The organism is uncultured Methylobacterium sp. (assembly GCF_964242245.1).
Taxonomy (GTDB): Bacteria; Pseudomonadota; Alphaproteobacteria; order Rhizobiales; family Beijerinckiaceae; genus Methylobacterium.
In genome coordinates, this window is record NZ_CAXTBY010000023.1 from 24,196 (window position 1) to 47,205 (window position 23,010).

Sequence of the window (23,010 nt, forward strand, 5' to 3'; positions counted from 1 at the left end):
CTCGCCTCATCCCGCCCCCAGCCGGCGGCCGATGCGGCGGGCGAGGAGTTCCGACAGGAGCAGGGCCGTCATCGACAGGGCCACCGAGATCAGGGTCAGGCGCAGCGCGCCCGCCTCGCCGCCCGGCACCTGCGTCAGCGTGTAGATCGCCGACGGCAGGGTCTGGGTCTCGCCGGGGATGTTGGAGACGAAGGTGATCGTCGCGCCGAACTCCCCCATCGCCTTGGCGAAGGCGAGCACCGCGCCGGCGAGGATGCCGGGCAGGCTCAGCGGCAGCGTCACCGTGAGGAACACCGCCAGCGGCCGGGCGCCCAGCGTCGCGGCCGCCTGCTCCAGGCGGGCATCGACCGCCTCGATCGACAGCCGCATCGCCCGCACCATCAGCGGGAACCCCATGACGGCGCAGGCGAGCGCGGCCCCGGTCCAGCGGAAGGAGAAGACGATGCCGATCTCGGCGAGCCACGCGCCGGCCACGCCGCGCCGCCCGAAGGTCAGCAGCAGCAGGTAGCCGGTGACGACGGGCGGCAGGATCAGCGGCAGGTGAACGAGACCGTCGAGCAGGGCGCGGCCGGGAAACGCCCTCCGCGCGAGCACCCAGGCGATCGCGACGCCCGGCAGCAGGCTCGCGAGCGTCGCGACGCCGGCCACCCGGAGGCTCAGCGCCATGGCGGTCCACTCGTCGGCGGTCAGATCGAGCAAGGCCGAATCGGCGTGATGCGATGGTGCCACCGGCCGAAGCCGGCTCGTCCTGTCGCCGTCATCGGGCCCTCGACACACGTCCGATCGCTATATTCGGTCGGCTACCGCGCGCATCCTACCCGTCGAAGGGTTGGACACAAGGCGCTCAGGGCTCGTCGGGCTTGGGTTTTCCCCGTCCGATGCCGGCGTCGACGCGGTGCAGGCGGCTCAGGAGGACGAGAAGCTGTCCCGGCAGCGGCCCGTCCAGGGCGTCGGCACCGGTTAGGGTCTGCCCGGCGCGCACGGGCTTGCGCCGTCGGCGCGGCATTCCGCTGAGAACAACCGGCCCGCACGGAGCCGCAACTCTGGACTTCGTCACGCGTACGCACCTTGACTGATGCCGGACCGCCTTCGAAGGCCGTCCGGCGAAGCATGCAGGAACGCAGCATCCCGAAGCCGGTTCCGGCGGCGATCTGCCCGCGCTGTGGACAACCTGACTCATCATCGCGCACCCCTTCGCCGATTGCGCGGGTCGTTGGCGGGGCTCGGCGGAGGGTGCTAGAGGCCGCCATGCTCGAAGGCCTGCCGCCGCACCGTCCGACCCACGTCCTGCGCCTGATGACTGACGAGGCCTCGGCGCGGGCGATGACCGACCTCCTCGGCGAGATGTTCGACCCGACCGAGACGGCGGTCGCCGCGTTCGAGGCCGAGGACGGGGTGACGTGGCGCCTGGAGGCGTACTTCGCCGACGCGCCGGACGAGTCCTTCATCCGCGACCTGATCCGCCCCGTCGTCGGGACCGACGCCGACGCGGCCGAATTCCGCACGCTCGCCCAGCAGGATTGGGTCCGCGCTTCCCTGGAGGGTCTCAAGCCGGTGCGGGCCGGACGCTTCCGCATCCACGGCGCGCACGACCGGGAGACGGTGCGGGCGAACGAGTTGCCCATCGAGATCGAGGCGGCCCTGGCCTTCGGCACCGGGCACCACGGAACGACGCTCGGCTGCCTGCGGGCGCTGGTCGACGTGCTCAGGCGCGGCCGGCCGGCCTCGGTGCTCGATGTCGGCACCGGCACCGGCATCCTGGCGTTTGCCGCCGCCAAGGCGCTGCGCATCCCGGTGATCGCGGGCGACCTCGACGGCGAGGCCGTGCGCACCGCCCGCGCCAACGCCCGCGCCAACGGGCTCGGCCCCTACCTGAGGCTCTACGAGGGGCCGGGCGTGCGCCATCCGCTCGCCGACCGTCCGCGGCACTTCGACGTGGTCTTCGCCAACATCCTCGCCCGCCCGCTGCGCCGGCTGGCGCCGTCGCTCTGCGCGGTCGTGGCCGGCAGCGGCGTGCTGGTGCTGTCGGGGCTGATCGAGCGGGACGTGGCGGGCGTGCTCTCGACCTACCGCCACCGCGGCTTCCACCTCGCCGCGAAGGGGATCATCGAGGGCTGGGTCGCCCTCGTCCTGCGCCGCGGCGGCGCGGCCCCGCGCCGGCGTGGTGTTTTCGCGCATCGGTGAACCGAGCGGCGCGACGCTGGATTTTCCCCGGCATGAGCGAGACGCCCGTCACCCCGCCCAGCGACCCGATCTCGGAGGGAGCCCGTGCCCGTGCGCACGGACGCCCCAAGGATGCCTGCCCCTATCCGGCGGGGTCGGAGGCGCGCGAGGCGTGGCTCGAGGGCTTCGACGGCACGCCCGCGGACCGGGCACCCGACCTGCCGATCAACAACGGCTGATCCCGGTTGCCGCGCGCAGGCCGGCAGCGATACGCTGGGCCGATGACGCGCACCCGCTTCCAGACCTTCGACGACCCGAGCCACCGCAAGGGCCCCGAGCGGGTCGCCGCGCTGCGCGCCGCGATGCGGGAGGCGGAGGTCGACGGGTTCGTCGTGCCGCGGGCCGACGAGCATCAATCGGAGTACGTGCCCGCCAACGCCGAGCGGCTGGCGTGGCTCACCGGCTTCACGGGCTCGGCCGGCACCGCCGTGATCCTCGCCGGCGAGGCGGCCCTCGTCGTCGACGGCCGCTACACCCTCCAGGCGCCGGAGCAGGTCGACACCGGCACCGTCACCGTGGTGCCGCTGGCCGAGACGAGCGTCGAGGCGTGGCTCGGCGCGAACCTGAAGGCCGGCGACGTGCTCGGCTACGATCCCTGGCTCCACACGCCGGACGGCCTCGCCCGGCTGGAGCGCGCCGCCGCCAAGGCCGGCGCGAGCCTGAAGGCCGTCACGGGAAACCTCGTGGATGCCGTCTGGGCGGGGCGACCGAAGCCCCCGGCCGGGCTCGTCGCGGCCCATCCGCTCAACTTCGCGGGCGAGGCGGTCGCGGACAAGCTCGGGCGCATCCGCGCGGTGCTGGCGGACGCGCGGTGCGATGCGCTGGTGATCTCCGATCCGCACAACCTCGCCTGGGCGTTCAACCTGCGCGGGGCGGATGTGGGGCATACCCCCCTGGCGCTCGGCTACGCGATCCTGCCGCGCGAGGGCCGGCCGCGGCTCTTCCTCGCCTCCGGTCATCGGACTGACGAGGTCCGTGCCGCCCTTGCGCCGATTGCCGACCTCGCGTCGCGCTCCGACTTCGAGGCGGCGCTCGCCGACCTGTCGGGCCGGCGGGTGCGGCTCGATGCGGCAACCGGCGCCGTCGCCCTGCGGGAGCGGATCACGGCCGTCGGCGGCATGCCCGCCGTCGGGCCGGACCCAATCACCGCGATGAAGGCGGTCAAGAACGCCGCTGAGATCGCGGGCGCCCGGGCGGCGCACGCCCGCGACGGCGCCAGCGTGGTGCGCTTCCTCGCCTGGCTCGACCGGGCCGCGGCGGGCGGGGATTTGACCGAGATCGGCGCCGTCGAGGCGCTCGAGGCGTTTCGCAGTGAGGGCGGCGACCTGCGCGATGTGTCGTTCCCGACGATCTCCGGTTCGGGCCCGAACGGCGCGATCGTGCATTACCGGGTGACGCGGGCGAGCGACCGGCACGTCGCGCCCGGCGAGCTGTTCCTGATCGATTCCGGCGCGCAGTACCCCGACGGCACCACCGACATCACCCGCACGGTCGCCGTCGGCGCACCGACGGCCGAGATGCGAGACCGCTTCACCCGCGTGCTGAGGGGCCACGTCGCGATCGCGCGGGCCGTCTTCCCCAAGGGCACGACGGGCGCGCAGATCGACACGCTCGCGCGCCTGCCGCTGTGGGAGGCCGGCCTCGACTTCGACCACGGCACAGGCCACGGCGTCGGCGCCTTCCTCTCGGTGCACGAGGGGCCGCAGCGCATCGCCAAGACCGGCACCGTCCCGCTCGAACCGGGCATGATCCTCTCGAACGAGCCGGGCTACTACCGGGCCGGCGCCTACGGCATCCGCACGGAGAACCTCGTGCTGGTCGAGACCCGCGACGTGGCGGGAGCCGAGCGGCCGATGCTCGGCTTCGAGACCCTGACGCTCGCCCCCTACGACCGCCGCCTCATCGTGCCGGAGATGCTGAGCCCGGACGAGGCCGCGTGGATCGACGCCTACCACGCGCGCGTGCGGGGCGCATTGTCGGTGGAACTCGATCCGGAGACGGGGGCGTGGCTGGAGCAGGCTACAGCGCCGCTGCGCCCGGCGGGCTGACTCGGACGCGGCGGCACCAGGACGCGGCCCTGCGATTTTGCCGCCCTACCGTTCGCGCCTATGACGGCGCGTGCGAAACCGCCGTCACCGGTCGCGCGAAGGGCTCGCATGATCCGCCTCCTCGCCCTGCTCCTGTCGCTCTTCGTCCTGCCGGCGGTCGCGCAGGGCTTCAAGCCGCCGGCCGGCCTCGTGCGGGCGAGCCTCGTCGCCGAGCCCGCTTCAGTCACCGGCGCCGCACCGTTCACGGTCGCCATCCGCATGGCGATCAAGCCGCGCTGGCACGTCTACTGGCGCAATCCCGGCGATTCCGGCCTGCCGCCGGAGATTGTCTGGACGCTGCCCGCCGGCTTCTCGGCGGCCGCGATCCAGTGGCCGGCGCCGCACCGCATCCCGATCGCGACCCTGATGAACTTCGGCTACGAGGACGAGGCCATCCTGCTCGTGCGGGTGAGCCCGCCGCCGAGCCTCGACCCGGCCGAGCCGGTGACGCTCGCGGGGCACCTGACCTACCTCGTCTGCGAGACCGAGTGCATCCCCGGCTCGGCCGACCTCAGCCTCACGCTGCCGGCGACGCGCGAGCCGGGAGCATCGAACCCCGAGACCGCGGCCCTGTTCGCGCGGGCGCGCGCCGCCCTGCCTCAGGTCTCGCCCTGGCCGGCGCGGCTCGCGAGCGAGGGTGATCACCTCGTCCTCACCCTCGATGCCCCCGGCCTCAGCGCCGACAGGATCCGGTCGGCGGCCTACTTCCCCTATTCCGAGACAGCGATCGACAATGCGGCGGCGCAGCCCTTCACCGTCGATGCGGCCGGCCTGCACCTGACGCTGACTCGTGCCACGCCAGCCGATCCCGCGCCCGAGAGCCTGCCCGGCGTGCTCGCCATCGAGGAGGAGACCGGCGGCGGCCCCGTGCGGCAGGCCTTCGCCATCGGCGACGAGACACCGCCCACGGCTGGCGGCCTTCCGGCCGTCGCGCCTCCGGTCGTGCGGACTGACGCCGGGACGCGATCGGAGACGCTGACCCTCTGGGCCGCCGCCGGCCTCGCCCTGCTCGGCGGCTTGATCCTGAACCTGATGCCCTGCGTCTTCCCGGTTCTGTCGATCAAGGTGCTGAGCCTCGTCAGGCATTCGGGCGAGCCTGCCGCGCGCGTTCGCCTGCACGGCCTCGCCTACACGGCCGGCGTGCTCGCGGCCTTCTTGGCGCTCGCCGGACTCCTGATCACCCTGAAGCGCAGCGGCGCCGTCATCGGCTGGGGCTTCCAGCTCCAGTCGCCCGTCGTCGTGGCCGGCCTCGCCTACGGGCTGTTCGCCCTGGGCCTCAGCCTGTCGGGGCTGGTCCAGTTCGGCGGACGCTTGGCCGGGATCGGCGACGGGCTGACCCGGCGCGGCGGGCTGGAGGGCTCGTTCTTCACCGGCGTGCTCGCGACCGTGGTGGCGACGCCGTGCACGGCGCCGTTCATGGGCTCGGCCATCGGCTTCGCGCTGACGCAACCGGCGGCAGTCGGCCTCCTCGTCTTCGCCGGCCTCGGCCTCGGCCTCGCCCTGCCCTTCCTCGCCCTCACCCTGTGGCCGGCCGCGCTCCGGGCGCTGCCCCGTCCGGGCGCCTGGATGGACGTGCTGAAGCAGGCGCTGGCCTTTCCGGTCTACGCCACCGTCGCGTGGCTCGTCTGGGTGCTGGCCCAGCAGGTCGGTCCGCAGGGGCTGCTCGCCGCCCTGATCGGCCTCGTGCTGGTGAGTTTCGCCGCCTGGGTGTGGGAGATCGGCCGGGACGCCCGGCCGTTGCGGGCACAGTTCGCGCGCAGCCTCGCGGTTCTGACCGTCATCGGCGTCGCGGGCTTGGCCCTCACCCTCGACCGGGACCGCATCGCGCCGGGCGCCCAGGCCCGGGCGGAGGGCGTCGAGCCGTTCACGCAGGCGCGCCTCGACGCGCTGCTCGCCGAGGGTCGACCGGTCTTCGTCAACATGACGGCGGCGTGGTGCATCACCTGCCAGGTCAACGAGCGCACTTCGCTCGCGACGACCGCGGTCGCTGCGGCGATGCGCGCGCGGGGCGTCGCCTACCTGAAGGGGGACTGGACCAACCAGAACCCCGAAATCACGCGGTTTCTTGAGCGCCAAGGCCGCAGCGGCGTGCCGCTCTACCTGCTCTACGCCGGGACGGCCGAGCCCGCGGTGCTGCCGCAGATCCTCACCGAAGGGTCGGTTCTCGCCGCCCTCGACGCGGTGGCCGCGGGCCGCAGCGCCGCGCTGGGCGAGGCCGGCGGGCACCCTTAATCGTCGGGCGAGAACGTCTCGTCGAAGGCGTAGCCCGAACCGCGCACGGTGCGGATCGGATCGGGCTCACCGGGTCGGTTGAGCGCCTTGCGCAGGCGGCCGACATGCACGTCGACGGTGCGCTCGTCGATGTAGACGTCGTGGCCCCACACCCCGTCGAGGAGTTGCTCGCGAGAGTAGACGCGGCCGGGGCTCTGCATCAGGAATTCGAGCAGCTTGAATTCGGTCGGCCCGAGGTGGATCTCGCTTCCCGCCCGGCGCAGGCGGTGGCTGTCGCGGTCGAGGGCGATGTCGCCGGCCTCCAGGAGGTTGGCCACGTGGGAGGGCTTCGTCCGTCGCAGCAATGCGCGCACGCGGGCGAGCAATTCCGGCACGGAGAACGGCTTGACGATGTAGTCGTCGGCGCCGGTGCCGAGGCCGCGGATGCGGTCGCCCTCCTCTCCGCGCGCGGTCAGCATGATGATGGGAATCGCCGCCGTCTCGCGACGCGCCCGCACCCGGCGGCACAGCTCGATCCCCGAGAGGCCCGGCAGCATCCAGTCGAGCAGGATCAGGTCCGGTGCCTGCTCCTGCAGGCGCAGTTCCGCCTCGTCGCCGTGCGCGGCGGCCTCCACCTCGAAGCCCTCGGCCTCGAGGTTGTAGCGCAGGAGGGTGGTGAGCGCCTCCTCATCCTCGACGATCAGAATCCGCGTACGCATGCAGGGCATCCCCGGGACGGACCGCCCGATTCCTACGTCTTGCAGCCAGTGGCGCCGACCTGCCTCCTCTCCCAGGGGGAGAGGGTTGGGGTGAGGGGCGTGACCTCTCCGTGAAGTTCTCGTCCCTCACCCTGTCCCTCTCCCGCGAAGGGTGTGAGGACCCACGCCCTTCTCGGAGGCCGGTCAGACAGCCGGGGCGATCGTCGCGTAGTTCGAGGCGTCGTCCTTCGGGCGGTCGCCCGCCAGCGTCTCGCCGGTGGCGAGGTAGTGGATCGTCTCGGCGACGTTGGTGGTGTGGTCGCCGATGCGCTCGACGTTCTTGGCGCAGAACAGCAGGTGGGTGCAGAACGAGATGTTGCGCGGGTCCTCCATCATGTAGGTCAGGAGCTCGCGGAACAGGGAGTTGTAGAGGGCGTCGATCTCGCCGTCGCGCTCCCAGACGTCGTGGGCCGCGGTCACGTCGCGGCTGGCATAGGCGTCGAGCACGTCCTTGAGCTGCTCCTGCACGAGGTCGCTCATGTGCTGGACGCCGAGCACGATCTTCTGCGCCTGGGCCTGGTCGCTGATCGCCACCACGCGCTTGGCGACGTTCTTGGCCAGATCGCCGATGCGCTCGAGGTCGCCCGAGACGCGGATCGCCGAGATGGTCTCGCGCAGGTCGATCGCCAGCGGCTGGCGCTTGGCGATGAGCAGCACCGCGCGCTCCTCGATCTCGCGCTGAAGGATGTCGAGGCGCTTGTCGGCGGCGATCACGGCCTGGGCGAGCGCGGTGTCGCGGCGGACCAGGGCGTCGGTCGCCTCGGTCATCATCTTCTCGGCGACGCCCCCCATCTCGGAGATCGAGCGGCGCAGGTCCTCCAGTTCGGTGTCGTAGGAGCTGACGATGTGGCCGGGCATGGGCATATGTCCTCGATCGGTCCGGAACGTCAGCCGAAGCGGCCGGTGATGTAGTCCTGGGTCTGGCGCACGGTCGGGTTCATGAAGATGCGGTTGGTCGGCCCGAACTCGATCACCTCGCCGAGATACATGAACGCCGTGAACTGCGAGATCCGCGCCGCCTGCTGCATGTTGTGGGTGACGATGACGATGGTGAACTCGGCGCGGAGCTGCTCGATCAGCTCCTCGATGCGCCCCGTGGAGATCGGGTCGAGCGCCGAGGTCGGCTCGTCGAACAGGATCACCTCCGGACCCTGCGCCACGGTGCGGGCGATGCACAGGCGCTGCTGCTGTCCGCCGGACAGGCCCATGCCCGACTGCTTGAGCTTGTCCTTCACCTCGTCCCAGAGCGCGGCCTTGCGCAGGGACTGCTCCACCCGCCCGTCGAGCTCGGATTTCGGCAGCTTCTCGTAGAGCCGCAGGCCGAAGGCGACGTTGTCGTAGATCGACATCGGGAACGGCGTCGGCTTCTGGAACACCATGCCGATGCGCGCGCGCAGCTCGTTGAGGTCGACGCTCGTATCGAGGACGTTCTGCCCGTCGAGCAGCACCTGCCCTTCGGCGCGCTGCTCCGGGTAGAGGCTGTAGATCCGGTTGAAGGTGCGCAGCAGCGTCGACTTCCCGCAGCCCGACGGGCCGATCAGGGCGGTGACCTGCCGGTCGTGGAAGTCGAGGTTGATGTTCTTCAGGCTGTGGAACGCACCGTAGTAGAAGTTCAGGCCCTTGGCGGCGATGCGCACGGGAGCGCGCTCGTCCGCCTTTGCGCGGCCGTCGAACTGGGAAGGGCTGATGGCGGCGGCGTTCATCGTCGTGGACCTCGGAGGCTGGGCGGCGCTCAGCGCGCGCGCTGGGGCTTGATGACGAAGCGGGCGACGATCGAGAGCGCCAGGATGGTCATGGTGATGAGCAGCGCGCCGGCCCAGGCGAGGGCTTGCCAGTTCGGATAGGGCGAGAGCGCGAACTGGTAGATCATCACCGGGAGGTTCGCGACGCCGCCCATCAGGTTCGCGCCGAACCAGGAGTTGTTGTTGAGCGCGGTGAACAGCAGCGGTGCGGTCTCGCCCGCGATGCGGGCGAGCGCCAGGATGATGCCGGTGACGATGCCCGCGGACGCCGCCCGCCACGTCACGCTGCGGATCACCTTGGAGGGCGGTGCGCCCAGCGCCGCGCCGGCCTCGCGCAGCGTGCCGGGGACGAGGCGCATCATGTCCTCGGTGGTGCGCACGATGACCGGCGTCGCGATGATCGCCAGCGCCACGCCGCCGGCCCAGCCGGAATAGGTCCCCATCGGCCGCACCATCAGGGTGTAGACGAACAGGCCGATCAGGATCGAGGGCGCCGAGAGCAGGATGTCGTTGAGGAAGCGGATCACCTCGGCAAGCTTCGAGCCGCGGCCGTACTCGGCGAGATACGTGCCGGCCATCAGCCCGACGGGCGTCGCGACGAGGATGCCGATGCCGGTGAGCACGAGGCTGCCGAGGATCGCGTTTGCGATGCCGCCGCCCTCGGAGCCCGGCCCCGGCGTGGCTTCCGTGAACAGCGTCAGGGAGAAGCCGCGCACGCCCTCGACGATCAGCATCAAGAGGATCGAGCCCAACACCACGGCACCGAGCACGGTCGCAACGAGGCAGAAGACGCGCAGCAGGCGGTCGGAGACGCGGCGGCTCGAACGGATGCGCGTCGGCCGCAGCTCCGAGGCTCGGGTGACGAGGGGGTTGGTGGCGTCCATGGCGGGAACCTCAGGCGACCTTGACGCGGCGCGTCAGGAAGCGGGCGACGATGAGGACGACGAAGGTGATCGCGAACAGGATGCAGCCGAGCGCCATCAGCGCGTTCAGCTGCATGCCGTCGGCCTCGTTGAACTCGTTGGCGATCCGCGAGGCGATGGTCGAGCCGGGGTCGAACACCGAGGCCGAGAGCCGGTTGGCGTTGCCGACCACGAAGGTCACCGCCATGGTCTCGCCGAGCGCGCGGCCGAGCCCCAGCATGATCGCGCCGATGATCGAGACCGAGGCCTGCGGCACCAGCACGTGGCGGACCACCTCCCAGGTGGTGCAGCCGATGCCGTAGGCGCTCTCGCGCAGGATCGTCGGAATCTGGTCGAGCATGTCGCGCGCGATCGAGGCCACGAACGGCACGATCATGATCGCCAGGATGATGCCGGCCGTCAGCACACCGACGCCCGAGGGTACGCGGGCGTAGAACAGCGTGCCGACGATCGGCAGGCCCTCGACGAGGTTCGACACCGGGATCTGGACGAAGCGCGCGAAGAGCGGTGCGAAGATGAACAGGCCCCACATCCCGTAGATGATGCTCGGCACGGCGGCGAGCAGCTCGATCGTCATGCCGACGGGCTTGCGCGCCCAGCCGGGGCAGAGCTGCGTCAGGTAGACCGCGATGCCGAGCGAGATCGGCACGCCGATGACCAGCGCCAGCAGCGCCGAGGCCAGCGTCCCGGTGACGGCGACCAGCGCGCCGTACTGCTCCGTGCCGATGTTCCAGGCGCTGGAGGTCAGGAAGCCGAAGCCGAACTCGCGAAACGCCGGCCAGCCGCCGTAGAGGATCGAGCCGAGAATGCCGGCGAGCACCAGGAGCACGAGCAGCGCCGAGCCGTAGGCGGCCGCGCGGAACAGGGTGTCGAAGCCCTTGCCCGGCGGCTTGCGCACGCGGGTGCCCGTGCCGGCAAGCGCGATCTGTTCAGTCAAGGCCGTCATCCGCGGTTCTTTTCACCGGCTGTCGTGGTAGCGCGCCGCGCGGCCCGGCGCGAGGAGGCGTGTTCAGGGATCGGGCGGCCCTCGCGTGTCGCGAAAACCGCCTGCTTTGATGGGCGGTCCCTTTGCGGAGTGGATCGTCTCATCCCGAGGTGCCGTTTCAGCTCAATCGGCACCGCGCATGTCCGCGTCGAGCGCGGGTCCCGCACCCTTTAGCGGGAGAGGGACAAGGTGAGGGATGAGAACGCTCCGGATACGGCACGCCCCTCACCCCGACCTTCTCCCCCTGGGAGAGGAAGCCCGTCGCGCCGACCGGGACTCCCTCAAGGGTACGGCCGTCTCACATGCCGAGGACGGGCTTGCCGTCCTTGCCCTTCACCTGCTTCCACTCCTCGTGGATCAGGCCGACCACCGCGTCGGGCAGCGGCACGTAGTCGAGGTCGGAGGCGAGCGTGTCGCCGTTCTTGTAGGCCCAGTCGAAGAACTTGAGCACGTCCGCCGACTTCGCCGGATCGGCCGGGTCCTTGTGCACCAGGATGAAGGTCGCGGCCGTGATCGGCCACGCGCCGTCGCCAGCCTGGTCGGTGAGCGTGATGCCGAAGCCCGGCGCGCTCTTCCAGTCGGCGCTGGCGGCGGCCGCCTGGAAGGCCTTGTCGTCGGGCTGCGGGAACTTGCCGGCCTTGTTGCGGATCAGGGCGTAGCTGAGCTTGTTCTGCTTGGCGTAGGCCGATTCGACGTAGCCGATGGCGTTGGGCACCTGCTTGACGGTGGCGGTGACGCCCTCGTTGCCCTTGCCGCCCTGGCCGGCGGGCCAGCTCACGGTGGTGGCGGCGCCGAACTCCTTCTTCCAGGGCTCGGAGACTTGGCTGAGGTAGGTGGTGAAGATGTTCGTCGTGCCCGACGCGTCCGAGCGGTAGACCGGGGTGATGTTGGCGTCGGGCAGCTTCAGCCCGCCGTTCAGCGCGGCGATCTTCGGGTCGGACCACTTGGTGATCCGGTTGGCGTAGATGTCGGCGATCAGCTCGCCGGTGAGCTTGAGCTTGCCCGGCTCGACGCCGGGGATGTTCACCACGGCGACGACGCCGCCCATCACGGTGGGGAACTGGACGAGGCCGTCCTTCTCGAGCGCCGGCCCCTTCAGGGGCGCGTCGGTGGCGCCGAAATCGACGGTACGCGCCTGGATCTGCTTGATGCCGCCGCCCGAGCCGATCGACTGGTAGTTGAGGCCGGTTCCGGTGTCCTTGCGGTAGGCTTCCGCCCACTTCGAGTAGACCGGGAAGGGGAAGGTGGCGCCGGCGCCCGTGATGTCGGCGGCAAGCGCCGGGAACGCGAGTTGGGCCGTCGCGAGGCCGAGGGCGAGCGCGTAGGTGAAGGGTTTCACGTGCATCTCCGTTGTCCGCTCTCCGGGCGCGCGTTCGAAACGGACCGCGCGACCGCCCGCGACGCTGCAGCCGGTAGATCACGGACATGACAGGTCGATGACACGATTTAGACGAGCGCCGCCGGGCTCATGGCACGGTTTGATGCCCTGGCGCGTTTCCTGTTGGCTCCGGACCTGACCGCGCGCATCGTGCGCCGGAGAACCGGGCCGGAAGGTCGATCGCCGTGGCCAACGATTCGCCCGCAGCACCGGCGCGCGCCGTGCCAGCCGATGAGGCCGTCTATCATGACCTCCACGCCGAGCGCGCGAGCCTCGAACGCGACCTCGCGCTGGCGAAGGCGCGTCAAAGTTTCAGCACGGATGCGAGCGAGGTCGAGCGTGCCCGGGCCGACGAGGCGGCGATGCTGACGAGCCTCGATCGCATCCTGACGCGCATCCGCGCGGCCGAGTACCGTCGGCGCCCCGGCGCCCGCCGCTGGTAGTCCAAAGGACGCCCGCGGGAGGATGCGAGGGCATCAGGCGCTGCGGCGCAGGTCCCGTTCCTTCTGGCGCAGGCGCAGGAGCAGGTCGACCTGAGCGTCCGGGATCGGCTGCTTGTCGACGCTGCCCTCGTAGATCGCGCGCAGGGTCTGACCGAGGTGGCGGGTATCGACCGCTGAACTTGCCGGACCGGACAGGCAGGCTTCGGTCTTCACGGCAGCCTGACGCATCGTTCCCTCCCGGAACTCTCGACACTCCGACGCCCGACAATCACGGGCGTTCCGGATGGGAACAGGGTCACAGGAGATGGTTAACGAACCCTTACGATCAGGAACCGTTAGGGTTAATTCCCGCTCACGCCTCCGCCCCCTGAAGCAGGCGGGCGGCGGCCGCGCGGGCCTCGTCGGTGACGGTGGCGCCGGCCAGCATGCGCGCGATCTCCTCGCGCCGCGCCTCGACGGGGAGCGGGACCACGCGGGTGGTGACTCGGCCGCTGCCCTTCACCGAATCCTTGGCGATCAGGAAGTGGGTCCGGGCGCGCGCCGCGACCTGCGGCGCGTGCGTCACCGCCACCACCTGGACGCCGTCGGCCAAGCGTGCGAGCCGCGCGCCGATCGCGTCGGCGACGGCGCCGCCGACCCCGGTGTCGATCTCGTCGAAGACGAGCGTCGGCGCCGAGCCCCTGTCGGCCAGCACCACCTTGAGGGCCAGCATGAAGCGCGACAGCTCACCGCCCGAGGCGACCTTCATCATCGGGCCGGGGCGCGTGCCGGGATTGGTCTGCGCCCAGAACGCCACGCGGTCGGTGCCCGCCGCGTCCCGCACCTCGGGGTCGGTGACGATCTCGGTGATGAAGCGGGCGCGCTCGAGCTTCAGTGGGGGCAGTTCCGCCTTCACCGCGGCGTCCAGGGCCTTGGCCGCGCGCCTGCGCCCGGCGCTGAGCTTGTCCGCCGCGCGGACGTAGCCGGATTCGGCACCGGCCAGCGTCGCCTCCAGGCCGGCCAGGGCCTCCTCGCCGGCATCGATCGCGGCCACGTCCGCGACGTGGCGCTCGCGCAGCGCGGCGAGGTCGTCGGCCGGGACGTCGTACTTGCGCGACGCGGCGCGCAGGGCGAACAGGCGCTCCTCCACGCGCTCCAGCTCGCGCGGATCGAACTCGGCCTCGGCCAGCGCCGCGTCGAGGACCGTACGGGCCTCGTCCAGCGCCACAAGGGCGGCATCCAGCGCAGCGACGCACGGCTCGATCAGCGCCGGAAGCTGCGCGGCGCGGCGCTCCAGCTTGCGCACGACCGACGAGAGCTGGGGCACGCTCGAATGCGGGCCGCCGACGGCTGCGAGCGCGTCGTTCAGCTCGCGCGCGACCTTCTCGCTCTGCTGCATCACCGTGCGGCGCTCGGCGAGCACCGCCTCCTCGCCGGGCTTCGGATCGAGCGTGGTCAACTCCTCGACGGCGTGGCGCAGGAAATCGGCCTCCTTGCGGGCAGCCTCGACGCGGGCACGGTGCTCGGCGAGCGTCGCGCGGGCGGCGCGCACGCCCTTGGCGGCTTCGGCGACGGCCGCGAGCGGGGTGTGCAGGCCGCCGAAGGCGTCGAGGATGGCGCGGTGGGTGGCCGCGTCGGCGAGGGCGCGGTCGTCGTGCTGCCCGTGAATCTCGACGAGCGCCGCGCCGATCGCGCGCAGCACCTGCACGCCGACCGGCTGGTCGTTGACGAAGGCGCGGGTGCGCCCGTCCGCCATCTGCGTGCGGCGCAGGATCAGGTCGCCCTCGGTGTCGATCTCGGCCTCCGCCGCGATCCGACGGGCGGGATGGTCGAGGCCGACATCGAACACCGCGGTGATGCCGCCCTGCGCCTCGCCGTGGCGCACGAGTCCGCCGTCGCCGCGCCCGCCGAGCGCCAGACTGAACGCGTCGAGCAGGATCGACTTGCCGGCGCCGGTCTCCCCGGTGAGCACGCTGAGCCCATCGCGAAAGCTCAGGTCGAGCCGGTCGATCAGGACGATGTCGCGGATCGCGAGCTGCACCAGCATGCCGCGCCTTCGAGCCTCCGAGGCCTCACCCTGCCGGGCAGGATGCGGTCGTGATGGTTCACGGGAATCGGGAGCCGCTCATGTAGGCGGCGGACCGCCCGGGCGCACCCCTTGAATGCGGAACGGGCGGAGCTGCGGCTCCGCCCGTCGCATCATCGCGTGATGATCGAGGCGGGCTACTCGGCCGCCGCGGTCCGGCCCATGACGGAGCTGTAGATCTTGCTGAGGAAGGAGGACTTCTCCTCGCGGGGCTCCAGGCCGCCGTTGGTCAGGAGGGCGTGAGCGTCCTTGTACCAGGGGCTGTCGGGGAAGTTGTGCCCGAGCACGGCCGCCGCGTTCTGCGCCTCCGCCGTGATGCCGAGTGCCATGTAGGCCTCGGTCAGGCGCTCCAAGGCCTCCTCGGCGTGGCGGGTCGTCTGATACTTGCTGACCACGTCGCGGAACCGGTTGATCGCGGCGGGGAAGTTGCGGCGCTCCAGGTAGAAGCGTCCAACCTCCATCTCCTTGCCGGCAAGCTGATCGCGCGTGATCTGGATCTTGGCCTTGGCATCGACCGAGTATTCCGAGGTAGGATACTTCTGGACCAGCTCCTGAAGGGCGACGAGAGCCTTCTCCGAGCGATCCTGGTCGCGAGTCACGTCGGGGATCTGCTTGTACTGCGACATCGCCATCAGGTACTGGGCGTAGGCCGCGTCCTTGCTCGCCGGGTGGCGCTGCAGGTAGCGCTTCGAGGCGCTGATGGCATCGTCGTACTTCTGGCCCTCGTAGTTCGCGTAGGCCGTCATCAGCAGCGCGCGGCGCGACCAGTCGGAATAGGAATACTGCTTGTCGAGGCTATCGAACTTCTTGACGGCACCCTCGTAGTCGCTGTCCTCCATCTTCGCGAGGCCCTCGCTGTAGAGCTTGTCCGCCGGCACGTCCGGCACGACTTCGGGCTTGTACTTCTCGGCAAACAGGTTGGTCGGATCGAGGGCGTCGCAGCCGCCGAGACCGAGGACGGTGACGATCACGGCCGCCGTTGCTCTACCGGTCCGACCGCGGGTCCGAAGGGTGGCAGGCATCTGCGGTTCTTTCCCCGAACGGGCGCCGTCCCGCATCGGGCCGCGCCGTCAAGCCATCACTGGTTCGTATCAGCGCCGGTATCCGAGCCCGGGCGGGTCTGCCTTCGCAGCCCGAACCGTCGCGCTCCACACCGACGCCTCACCGTGGCCGCCGATTCGGGCACGAAAGCGGCGACGCTGAGGCGCCGACGATCGCGCGGTCGGTGTGGCTTGCGAGCAACAGAGCCCCGTACCGCGAGGGCGGATCTTCGCCGGGGGAGACCTTCAGAGTTCGCCGGCGAAGGCAGCGATGCCGAGACCGACGCCGAACTCGGCGAGCGCGGCCTCGCGGCGCGTCCCTTGAGCCTCGACGATGGCGTAGTTCGCGCGATCGGAGAACAGGGCTTCGAGGACGCCGACGTTCATGCGGTGGCCGCCGCAATAGGAGCGGTAGGCGCCCTGCAGCGGCAGACCGGCTAGGGCGAGGTCGCCGACCGCGTCGAGGAACTTGTGCCGGACGAACTCGTCGGGAAAGCGCAGACCCTCGGGATTGACCACGTCGGCTTCGCCGACGGCGACGGTGTTCTCGAGGGATGCGCCCAGCGCGAAGCCCGCCTTCCAGTAGCGCTCCACGTCCTTCATCATTCCGAAGGTGCGGGCGCCCGCGATCTCGCGGCGGTAGGAGGCCGGGTTGAGGTCCATCACCTTGCGGCTGCGCCCGATCACCGGGCTGTCGAAGTCGATCTCGACGTCGAGACGAAACCCGCGGTCGATCGGGCGAAGTTCGGCGAAGGCTTTGCCGGACTCGATGCGGACCTGACGCAGGACCTTGATCCAGCGCCGCGCCGCGCCCGCCTGGGCGATGCCGGCCGCATCGAGCGCCCGGACGAAGGGAAGCGCGCTTCCGTCGAGGATCGGCATCTCCGGTCCGTCGATCTCGACCAGCACGTTGTCGACGCCCAGGCCGAGAAGGGCGGACATCAGGTGTTCGATGGTGGCGACCGCGCCGGACTCGATGTCGCCGATCACGGTGCAGAGTTCGGTCGCGGAGACGCAGGCGTGATGGGCCTTGATGAGCCGATCGTTGCCCGACGCCATGCCGGTGCGGAGGAAGGCGATGCCGTGGTTCGCGGGCGCCGGGCGGAGCGTGATCGCCACCGGGTTCCCGGAATGGACGCCGATGCCGCTGAGCGCGACCGGGCCCTTGAGGGTCGTCTGTTGGTTCGTCCGCATTCCTTAGCCCTCGGCCGCGATCCGGCATCCTCATCCCGCAAGCGCGAGATGCGACACCATCCATCCGTCCGCTGCTTGAAGCCCCTGCGTACGCTGGCAGCCTGGAAACCGCCGCGCTTCTTGTCGTTGCGGAATTTTTATAGCTGCACCGCACAGCTCGGCCAAATCACGGTTTCTTACGCTCTGTTACAGACACGCTTGAGCCACGTGATCCGGAATTTTGTTCTTCCTCAATGTGTTAAGAAATGGCTAACACCCCGTCAACCATCAGTGCGCACTGTGGCCCGGAAGCCTCAGACCCCTGCGCCGAAGCCCGATCCGGACCCATGGCGAGCCCTTGTCCACGGCCGAAACCTGCCGCTTCTCGCGAAACGGCAGGCCGGTGGTGCGCTGCAAAAAAGTCCGTCGGCGCAGATGCCGAGGCCGTGCGCGATCAGTTGGCCTGCCGGCGGAGGAAGGCCGGGATCTCCAGTTGGTCGTCGTCCAGCATGCGCGCCTGCGGAGCGAGGCGGCCTTGCGCATCGAGGTGACCCTGCGCCGGGCGGTACTGCGGTGCCACGGGTGCCTGGACCCGCGGAGCCGGCGCCATCGGGGCTTGCACCTGCGGCGCCGGCGCGCGGACAGGGGCGCTCTCCGCATCCTCGCGACGGCCGCCGAAGCCGACCGTGGCGAGGCGGCGCAGCAGGCTGGTGCGCTTGGTGTCGCCGTGCGCGTCGGCCGGCTCGCCGCGGCTCGCGGCGATCTGGTTCTGGGCGATGGCGGGCAGCTCGTGGATCTGCGGCATGCGCGGCGCGCGGGCGAGCGGGGGGGCGATGGGCGCCGCCGGGCGCGGCGGCATGAACGGGCCTGCATGGGGCTGCGCGACCGGTTCCGGCGCGGGGGTCGGCACGAACGGAGCGGCGGCCCGGGGCTGCGTCTGGGTCAGCACCACGTCGTCGCGGATCATCGGGGCGGCCTCGATCCGCGGCTCCGGCATCGGTGCGGGCTCGCCAGCCGCGGGACGGACCGGCTGGACGGGCGCCGAAGCGACGGCCTGGGTCACGCTCGGCTCGGCCGCGGGACGCGCGCTCATGGCGCCCTGGGCCGCGCGCGAGCGGGCCTCCGAGCGCAGACGCTCGGCGACCTCGGCGATCCGCTGCTCGGTCTCGGCGATCTCCCTGTTGTTCGGGGAGTTGGCCGCGATCAGCGCCGGCTCGATGCCGGTGGCGACCACCGAGACGCGGATGATGCCGTCGAGGCTCTCGTCGAAGGTGGCGCCGAGGATGATGTTGGCGTCCTGATCGACCTCTTCGCGGATTCGCGTGGCGGCCTCGTCGAGTTCGTACAGGGTGAGATCCGCGCCGCCGGTGATCGAGATCAGCAGGCCGCGGGCGCCCTTCATCGAGACGTCGTCGAGGAGCGGGTTGGCGATCGCGGCCTCGGCCGCGCGGTTGGCGCGCTTCTCGCCGGACGCCTCGCCCGTGCCCATCATCGCCTTGCCCATGCCGCGCATGATCGCGCGGACATCCGCGAAGTCGAGGTTGATCAAGCCTTCCTTGACCATGAGGTCCGTGATGCAGGCGACGCCCGAATAGAGCACCTGGTCGGCCATGGCGAAGGCGTCGGCGAAGGTGGTCTTCTCGTTGGCAACCCGGAACAGGTTCTGGTTCGGGATCACGATGAGGGTGTCGACGGCGGCCTGGAGCTCCTGGATTCCGGCCTCGGCCGTGCGCATCCGGCGCAGGCCCTCGAACTGGAAGGGCTTCGTCACGACGCCCACCGTGAGGATGCCCATGTCGCGGGCGGCCCGGGCGATAACCGGGGCGGCGCCGGTGCCGGTGCCGCCGCCCATGCCGGCGGTGATGAAGCACATGTGCGCGCCCGAGAGCTGGTCGCGGATCTCGTCGATCACCTCGTCGGCGGCGGCCGAGCCGACCTCCGGGTGCGAGCCGGCGCCGAGCCCTTGCGTCACGCCGATGCCCATCTGGATCACGCGCTCGGCCTTGGACGAGGTCAGCGCCTGGGCGTCGGTGTTGGCGACCACGAATTCACAGCCGAGCAGCCCCGACTCGATCATGTTGTTGACGGCGTTGCCGCCCGCGCCGCCGACACCGAACACGGTGATGCGGGGCTTGAGTTCGCGGATGTCAGGCGCCTGGAGAGAGATGGCCATGGTGTCGAGCCCTTCGTGACCTTGAACGCGTTTCCGTTTTGGCGCCTTCGCGAAGGCGCCGATGTTCGTCGTCGCGCGGTCCCCTCGCGGGGATCGCGCCTCGTCCCTAGAAACTCTCCCGCAGCCAGCGGCCGACCCGCGAGATGTAGCCGTCGGTCCCGGTGCCGGCGAAGGCGCCCTGTCCCCGCGGCTCGAAGTGCTCGGCGTGCGCGACCTGCGGGTAGACCAGCAGGCCGACGGCGGCCGAGAAGGCGGGCCCCTTGGCGGCCTCGGGCAGGCCGCGGATGCCGAGCGGCCGGCCGATCCGCACCTGTCCCTGCATCACCCGGCGGGTGACCTCCGGCAGGCCGACGAGCTGGCTCGCCCCGCCCGTGAGCACCACGCGGCGCCCGGCCTGGGCGGCGAAGCCCGCGTTGCGCAGGCGATCGCGCACCAGTTCCACCACCTCCTCGACGCGAGGCTTGATGATCCGCACGAGCTGCGAGCGGGGCACGTGGGCCGGCGTCTCGCCCTCCTCGTCGCCGACGCCGTGGACCGCGATCATGTCGCGCTCGTCCGACGGGGTGGCGATGGCCGAGCCGTAGAGGGTCTTCAGCCGCTCGGCCGCCGCGACCCGGGTGGAGAGGCCGCGGGCGATGTCCATGGTCACGTGGTGGCCGCCCACCGCGATCGCGTCGCAATGGACGAGGTGGCCGCCGGAGAACACGCCGACGCTGGTCGTGCCGCCGCCCATGTCGACGACGCAGACGCCCATCTCGGCCTCGTCGTCCACGAGCGCCGACAGGCCCGCGGCGTAGGGGGTCGCGATCACCGCCTCGACGCCGAGGTGGCAGTGCTCCACCGCGAGCATCACGTTGCGGGCGGCGGCGGCCTCCGCGGTGACCACGTGCAGGTCGACGCCGAGCGCCTCGCCGATCATGCCGGACGGGTCGATCACGGCGCCCTGGCCGTCGAGCGCGTAGCCGGTGGGCAGGGCGTGGAGCACGGCGCGGCCGGGGCTGACGCCGTGAGCGCTCGCGGTCTCCAGCACCCGCTCCACGTCCGCGCCGGTGACGGTGCCGGTGCGGACGTTGACCCGCGCCTGGAAGTGCTGCGAGGCGAGGCGCCCGCCGCTCATGTTGACGATGACCGACTGAACCTCGACCTTGGCCATCCGCTCGGCGGCGTGCACCGCCTGCCGGATCGCGCCCTCGGCCGCTTCGAGGTCAACGATGGCGCCGCCCTTCAGCCCGATCGAGCGCTGGTGGCCGATGCCGATGATGCGGGCGAGGTGCGTGCGGCCCTTGAGCGTCGAGAGGGCTTCGGCCGGCTGCAGCTCGGCGATGAGGCAAACGACCTTGCTGGTGCCGATGTCGAGCACCGACAGCGTCGTGCTGCGGCGGGCCGAGAGCGGCTTCAGGCGGGGCGTCAGGCCGTGCTGGGAATGCATCGAACGCTACCGGACGAAGGACGGAAGGCGGGAGGGGCGGCGGATGGGCAAAGAAGTCTTCTCGGCGGCGCTCACGTCGCGGCCCTCGTCTTCGTCTTCTTCTGCGCCTCGGCGCGGGCGGCGGCGGCCTCCTCCGTGAGGCGGACCACGACGCGGTCGGGCATCCGCAGGTCGACGGCGATGATGTCCTTCTCCAGGAGGCGGTTGGCGCGCTCCAGCGCGACCAGCCGGGCGAGAGCCGCCCCGGGATCGGTTTCGGGAAGCCGGACGTCGACGCCGTCGAGCTTGAGCGTCCAGCGCCGGCTCGACACGTAGGTGCCGGCGCGGATGCGCTCGGCCAGGGGCCCGGCGGCGGCGATGAGCGCGAGGTACTCGCCGAGCTTCACGTTGGCGTCGTCGCCGACGACGAGCGGCAGGCTCGCGTAGCGGTCGTCGCGCATGGTGTCGATGACGGTTCCGTCGGCGGCGATCACGCTGATCTCGCCGTTGCGCTGCCACAGGGCGGCGGGCTCGCGCTCGACCTGGTTGACGACGATTTCGCGGGGATAGACCTTGCGCACCGAGACCGAGGCGATCAGCGGCACCCGCAGCAGGCGCTCGCGCGCTTCGGCGACGTCGAGGAAGGGCACGGAGGAGCGCCAGTCGATGCCGGCGGCGGCCAGCACCTCGCGCTCGTACAGCCGCGATATCCCTGAGATGGTGACGCGCTCGACGCCGAAGCCGGCAATCCGCGCGAGGATGTCGAGGGGGCGTCCGTTGTCGGCGACGAAGCCGTCGTAGCGGCCGCTCGCGACGAAGCCGGTGAGCGCGAGGGCGGCGAACCCGACGGCGATCCCCGCTGCGCCGACGCCCCGAGGCAGGCGCTCGGCGAGCGGCGGGCCCGGCCGCGCGCGGCGGGTGGAGATCGGCAGGAGGCGGGGCAAACGTCCGAGGAGGCCCGCGGCGAGGCCCTGCGCGCCTGACGAGACGGCGGGGCTCAGCGGCCCAGGGAAGCGTCCTCCACCATCCATCGGACAAGCTCACCGAAACTGTAGCCCGCATGGGCGGCCATTTCCGGCGCGAGGCTGGTCCGGGTCATGCCGGGTTGCGTGTTGACCTCCAGGACGACGAGGGCACCGGTTCCACCCGGTGTATCATCGTAGCGAAGGTCGGCACGGCTGACGCCCCGGCAGCCCAGTGCTTGATGCGCCGTTAACGCCAACTCTTGGACACGCTGGTAAACATTTGGTTTAAGATCGGCCGGCAGCACGTGGATCGAGCCCCCCGGCGCGTACTTGGCGTCGTAGTCGTACCAGTCGCCCGAAGCCGCCTTGATCTCGATGACGCCGAGCGCCGTGTCGCCCATCACCGCGCAGGTGAGTTCCCGGCCCGCGACGTAAGTCTCCACAAGGACGTCCTCGCCGAAGACCCACGCGTCCGAGCCGAGGATCTGGGGCGGGTGCGAGCGTCCGTCCCGGACGATGATCACGCCCATCGAGGAACCCTCGGCGATGGGCTTCACCACGTAGGGCGGCGCGATCGGGTGCGCCGCCGCCGCCGCGTGCCGGTTGACGACGCAGCCCTCCGGCACGCTGACGCCGGCCGCACGCATCACCACCTTGGCCCGCTCCTTGTGCATGGCGAGCGCGGAAGCGAGCACGCCGGAATGCGTGTACGGAATACGCAGGATTTCCAGCAGGCCCTGAATCCGGCCGTCCTCGCCCTCGGGCCCGTGCAGTGCGTTGAAGGCGGCGTCGGGCTGGAGCCCGCCGAGCACGGCCGCGACGTCGGGCCCGACATCGACGCGGGTGACGCGGAACCCCTCTCCTTCGAGCGCGTCGGCGCAGGCCGTACCGGAGTTCAGGGAGACCGGGCGCTCGGCCGAGGTGCCCCCCATCAGGACGGCGACGTGCTTGGACATGGGGGCTCCTGGAGGTGTGTGTGTCAGAGCAGCCGCGGGCGATCAGAGGTCGGCGTAAGCCGCCTCGTCGGCCTCGCCGGCCCATTCGCTAAGTGTCACGAAGGGATCATCGCCCTCAGGGGTCTGCAGTCCTTGCCGCGGATCGATGAGGTTAGTCGGCGCAGGCACTGGTTCGCCGTCCTCCTGCAAGCCGGCGATGTGGACGCGAATGGCCTCGGTGATGGCGCATGTCACATCCGCGATCGTCGCGCCCGTGGCAATGCAGCCCGGTAGGTCGGGGAGGTAGGCGGAGTAGCCGTCTCCCACACGTTCTATGACGATCGCGTAGCGCATCTCGCGTCTTTTCGCTATCTCATGATAAGCATTTTTTCCTGGAAGATCAGGAATATCGTGTCTAGATCACAGAAAAAGCATTGTTGTCGATGCTAGGGCCTGTCGTGACTTCATCCAATCGAGGGGGGCGGCGAGGCAGAGGACGCC

At 70.9% G+C, this 23,010-nt stretch carries 22 protein-coding genes; 5 read left to right on the forward strand and 17 right to left on the reverse strand.

What is annotated here, in order from left to right:
- Window positions 1-6 precede the first annotated feature (6 nt).
- Window positions 7-699, reverse strand: coding sequence for a molybdate ABC transporter permease subunit (modB, locus tag ACFE8Y_RS07880; RefSeq protein ID WP_375463839.1), 693 nt, complete (start codon window positions 697-699; stop codon window positions 7-9).
- Between the two features lie 145 nt (window positions 700-844).
- Window positions 845-1,006 (reverse strand): hypothetical protein, encoded by a 162-nt coding sequence (locus ACFE8Y_RS07885; RefSeq protein WP_375463840.1) that lies wholly within the window; start codon window positions 1,004-1,006, stop codon window positions 845-847.
- 242 nt (window positions 1,007-1,248) lie between these two features.
- On the opposite strand from ACFE8Y_RS07885, the gene ACFE8Y_RS07890 reads away from it, so the two are divergent.
- From ACFE8Y_RS07890 to ACFE8Y_RS07905, 4 genes are all read left to right on the forward strand, one after another.
- Window positions 1,249-2,184 (forward strand): 50S ribosomal protein L11 methyltransferase, encoded by a 936-nt coding sequence (locus ACFE8Y_RS07890; RefSeq protein ID WP_375463841.1) that lies wholly within the window; start codon window positions 1,249-1,251, stop codon window positions 2,182-2,184.
- 32 nt (window positions 2,185-2,216) lie between these two features.
- Entirely contained in the window at window positions 2,217-2,402 is a 186-nt protein-coding gene (gene rmf / locus ACFE8Y_RS07895; RefSeq protein WP_375463842.1) for a ribosome modulation factor, read from the forward strand.
- Between the two features lie 42 nt (window positions 2,403-2,444).
- Window positions 2,445-4,271 (forward strand): aminopeptidase P family protein, encoded by a 1,827-nt coding sequence (locus ACFE8Y_RS07900; protein ID WP_375463843.1) that lies wholly within the window; start codon window positions 2,445-2,447, stop codon window positions 4,269-4,271.
- A 108-nt stretch (window positions 4,272-4,379) separates the two neighbouring features.
- Window positions 4,380-6,542: a protein-disulfide reductase DsbD family protein gene (locus ACFE8Y_RS07905; protein WP_375463844.1), complete on the forward strand. Its 2,163-nt coding sequence runs from the start codon at window positions 4,380-4,382 to the stop codon at window positions 6,540-6,542.
- Here the strand turns inward: ACFE8Y_RS07905 and phoB are convergent.
- The 6 genes from phoB to pstS form a co-directional block, all read right to left on the reverse strand.
- Window positions 6,539-7,240: a phosphate regulon transcriptional regulator PhoB gene (gene phoB / locus ACFE8Y_RS07910; protein WP_375463845.1), complete on the reverse strand. Its 702-nt coding sequence runs from the start codon at window positions 7,238-7,240 to the stop codon at window positions 6,539-6,541. The genes ACFE8Y_RS07905 and phoB overlap by 4 nt on opposite strands.
- A 183-nt stretch (window positions 7,241-7,423) precedes the next feature.
- Window positions 7,424-8,137, reverse strand: coding sequence for a phosphate signaling complex protein PhoU (gene phoU, locus ACFE8Y_RS07915; RefSeq protein ID WP_375463846.1), 714 nt, complete (start codon window positions 8,135-8,137; stop codon window positions 7,424-7,426).
- A 29-nt stretch (window positions 8,138-8,166) separates the two neighbouring features.
- Entirely contained in the window at window positions 8,167-8,982 is an 816-nt protein-coding gene (gene pstB, locus ACFE8Y_RS07920; protein ID WP_375463847.1) for a phosphate ABC transporter ATP-binding protein PstB, read from the reverse strand.
- Window positions 8,983-9,011: 29 nt separating this feature from the next.
- Window positions 9,012-9,905, reverse strand: a complete 894-nt coding sequence (gene pstA, locus ACFE8Y_RS07925; protein ID WP_375463848.1) for a phosphate ABC transporter permease PstA — start codon at window positions 9,903-9,905, stop codon at window positions 9,012-9,014.
- A gap of 10 nt (window positions 9,906-9,915) precedes the next feature.
- The gene (pstC, locus tag ACFE8Y_RS07930; protein WP_375463849.1) at window positions 9,916-10,890 is read right to left on the reverse strand and encodes a phosphate ABC transporter permease subunit PstC; all 975 of its coding nucleotides are present in this window, start codon (window positions 10,888-10,890) and stop codon (window positions 9,916-9,918) included.
- Window positions 10,891-11,227: 337 nt separating this feature from the next.
- The gene (gene pstS / locus ACFE8Y_RS07935) at window positions 11,228-12,268 is read right to left on the reverse strand and encodes a phosphate ABC transporter substrate-binding protein PstS (RefSeq protein WP_375463861.1); all 1,041 of its coding nucleotides are present in this window, start codon (window positions 12,266-12,268) and stop codon (window positions 11,228-11,230) included.
- 224 nt (window positions 12,269-12,492) lie between these two features.
- Here pstS and ACFE8Y_RS07940 point away from each other — a divergent pair, with 224 nt between their 5' ends.
- Window positions 12,493-12,750, forward strand: coding sequence for a hypothetical protein (locus ACFE8Y_RS07940; RefSeq protein ID WP_375463850.1), 258 nt, complete (start codon window positions 12,493-12,495; stop codon window positions 12,748-12,750).
- 33 nt (window positions 12,751-12,783) lie between these two features.
- On the opposite strand, the gene ACFE8Y_RS07945 is transcribed toward ACFE8Y_RS07940, so the two are convergent.
- From ACFE8Y_RS07945 to ACFE8Y_RS07985, 9 genes are all read right to left on the reverse strand, one after another.
- Window positions 12,784-12,978: a hypothetical protein gene (locus ACFE8Y_RS07945; RefSeq protein WP_375463851.1), complete on the reverse strand. Its 195-nt coding sequence runs from the start codon at window positions 12,976-12,978 to the stop codon at window positions 12,784-12,786.
- A gap of 124 nt (window positions 12,979-13,102) precedes the next feature.
- Entirely contained in the window at window positions 13,103-14,776 is a 1,674-nt protein-coding gene (recN, locus tag ACFE8Y_RS07950; protein WP_375463852.1) for a DNA repair protein RecN, read from the reverse strand.
- A 176-nt stretch (window positions 14,777-14,952) separates the two neighbouring features.
- Window positions 14,953-15,837 carry an outer membrane protein assembly factor BamD gene (locus ACFE8Y_RS07955; protein WP_375463853.1) on the reverse strand — a complete coding sequence of 295 codons (885 nt, stop codon included), beginning with the start codon at window positions 15,835-15,837 and terminating at the stop codon, window positions 14,953-14,955.
- Window positions 15,838-16,101: 264 nt separating this feature from the next.
- Entirely contained in the window at window positions 16,102-17,049 is a 948-nt protein-coding gene (gene lpxC, locus ACFE8Y_RS07960) for a UDP-3-O-acyl-N-acetylglucosamine deacetylase (protein WP_375463854.1), read from the reverse strand.
- 433 nt (window positions 17,050-17,482) lie between these two features.
- Window positions 17,483-19,201 (reverse strand): cell division protein FtsZ, encoded by a 1,719-nt coding sequence (gene ftsZ, locus ACFE8Y_RS07965; RefSeq protein ID WP_375463855.1) that lies wholly within the window; start codon window positions 19,199-19,201, stop codon window positions 17,483-17,485.
- Between the two features lie 106 nt (window positions 19,202-19,307).
- Window positions 19,308-20,630, reverse strand: a complete 1,323-nt coding sequence (ftsA, locus tag ACFE8Y_RS07970) for a cell division protein FtsA (RefSeq protein WP_375463856.1) — start codon at window positions 20,628-20,630, stop codon at window positions 19,308-19,310.
- Window positions 20,631-20,701: 71 nt separating this feature from the next.
- The gene (locus ACFE8Y_RS07975) at window positions 20,702-21,640 is read right to left on the reverse strand and encodes a cell division protein FtsQ/DivIB (protein ID WP_375463857.1); all 939 of its coding nucleotides are present in this window, start codon (window positions 21,638-21,640) and stop codon (window positions 20,702-20,704) included.
- Window positions 21,607-22,530, reverse strand: a complete 924-nt coding sequence (locus tag ACFE8Y_RS07980; RefSeq protein WP_375463858.1) for a D-alanine--D-alanine ligase — start codon at window positions 22,528-22,530, stop codon at window positions 21,607-21,609. The genes ACFE8Y_RS07975 and ACFE8Y_RS07980 overlap by 34 nt, the downstream gene beginning before the upstream one ends.
- Before the next feature lie 42 nt (window positions 22,531-22,572).
- The gene (locus ACFE8Y_RS07985; RefSeq protein WP_375463859.1) at window positions 22,573-22,863 is read right to left on the reverse strand and encodes a type II toxin-antitoxin system HicB family antitoxin; all 291 of its coding nucleotides are present in this window, start codon (window positions 22,861-22,863) and stop codon (window positions 22,573-22,575) included.
- Between the last annotated feature and the right edge of the window lie 147 nt (window positions 22,864-23,010).

Bases quoted from the DNA above. Each gene is read 5' to 3' on its own strand.
- ACFE8Y_RS07905 (WP_375463844.1), top strand. From the start codon at position 4,380: ATGATCCGCCTCCTCGCCCTGCTCCTGTCGCTCTTCGTCCTGCCGGCG.
- pstC (WP_375463849.1), bottom strand. From the start codon at position 10,890: ATGACGGCCTTGACTGAACAGATCGCGCTTGCCGGCACGGGCACCCGC.
- ftsA (WP_375463856.1), bottom strand. From the start codon at position 20,630: ATGCATTCCCAGCACGGCCTGACGCCCCGCCTGAAGCCGCTCTCGGCC.
- ACFE8Y_RS07980 (WP_375463858.1), bottom strand. From the start codon at position 22,530: ATGTCCAAGCACGTCGCCGTCCTGATGGGGGGCACCTCGGCCGAGCGC.
- pstA (WP_375463848.1), bottom strand. From the start codon at position 9,905: ATGGACGCCACCAACCCCCTCGTCACCCGAGCCTCGGAGCTGCGGCCG.
- ACFE8Y_RS07885 (WP_375463840.1), bottom strand. From the start codon at position 1,006: ATGCCGCGCCGACGGCGCAAGCCCGTGCGCGCCGGGCAGACCCTAACC.
- ftsZ (WP_375463855.1), bottom strand. From the start codon at position 19,201: ATGGCCATCTCTCTCCAGGCGCCTGACATCCGCGAACTCAAGCCCCGC.
- recN (WP_375463852.1), bottom strand. From the start codon at position 14,776: ATGCTGGTGCAGCTCGCGATCCGCGACATCGTCCTGATCGACCGGCTC.
- ACFE8Y_RS07945 (WP_375463851.1), bottom strand. From the start codon at position 12,978: ATGCGTCAGGCTGCCGTGAAGACCGAAGCCTGCCTGTCCGGTCCGGCA.
- ACFE8Y_RS07955 (WP_375463853.1), bottom strand. From the start codon at position 15,837: ATGCCTGCCACCCTTCGGACCCGCGGTCGGACCGGTAGAGCAACGGCG.
- rmf (WP_375463842.1), top strand. From the start codon at position 2,217: ATGAGCGAGACGCCCGTCACCCCGCCCAGCGACCCGATCTCGGAGGGA.
- phoU (WP_375463846.1), bottom strand. From the start codon at position 8,137: ATGCCCGGCCACATCGTCAGCTCCTACGACACCGAACTGGAGGACCTG.
- phoB (WP_375463845.1), bottom strand. From the start codon at position 7,240: ATGCGTACGCGGATTCTGATCGTCGAGGATGAGGAGGCGCTCACCACC.
- pstB (WP_375463847.1), bottom strand. From the start codon at position 8,982: ATGAACGCCGCCGCCATCAGCCCTTCCCAGTTCGACGGCCGCGCAAAG.
- ACFE8Y_RS07975 (WP_375463857.1), bottom strand. From the start codon at position 21,640: ATGGATGGTGGAGGACGCTTCCCTGGGCCGCTGAGCCCCGCCGTCTCG.
- lpxC (WP_375463854.1), bottom strand. From the start codon at position 17,049: ATGCGGACGAACCAACAGACGACCCTCAAGGGCCCGGTCGCGCTCAGC.
- ACFE8Y_RS07900 (WP_375463843.1), top strand. From the start codon at position 2,445: ATGACGCGCACCCGCTTCCAGACCTTCGACGACCCGAGCCACCGCAAG.
- ACFE8Y_RS07890 (WP_375463841.1), top strand. From the start codon at position 1,249: ATGCTCGAAGGCCTGCCGCCGCACCGTCCGACCCACGTCCTGCGCCTG.
- ACFE8Y_RS07985 (WP_375463859.1), bottom strand. From the start codon at position 22,863: ATGCGCTACGCGATCGTCATAGAACGTGTGGGAGACGGCTACTCCGCC.